This is a genomic window from Halomonas sp. SIMBA_159 (assembly GCF_046536035.1).
Classification (GTDB): Bacteria; Pseudomonadota; Gammaproteobacteria; order Pseudomonadales; family Halomonadaceae; genus Vreelandella; species Vreelandella venusta_A.
Map to the genome: position 1 here is coordinate 1 of NZ_JAWJBT010000261.1, position 316 is coordinate 316.

The following is a 316-nucleotide window of genomic DNA, read 5'->3' on the forward strand; positions in this document are numbered from 1 at the left end:
AGACGCACCGGCTTCAGCAAAATCCAGCGCACCGTCGCCGTCAAAATCACCGAGCGTCGAGTAATTGGCGACATTTCCGGCAGCAACAGTATTTGGACCGACGAACTTCGTACCATCCGACAGGAAAACTCTCATCTCACCCGTCAGATAGGGATCGACGTTACCCTTCCTGTTTCGGGAGTAACCGGCATGATATACTGCATCCCCGACCCCGTCGTTATTGATGTCGCGAACAAACACAGAGGGAACCGGTTCATAGGTGGCGAACCTTGGCCTACGATCTGGGAGTGGGCCGCCCGAAAGCCACAACTGGGGT

At 55.4% G+C, this 316-nt stretch carries 1 protein-coding gene; it reads right to left on the minus strand.

What is annotated here, in order from left to right; genetic code table 11:
- On the minus strand, positions 1-240 hold a 240-nt coding region (locus R0J87_RS19235), incomplete at its 3' end, for a hypothetical protein (RefSeq protein ID WP_498888244.1).
- Positions 241-316 lie beyond the last annotated feature (76 nt).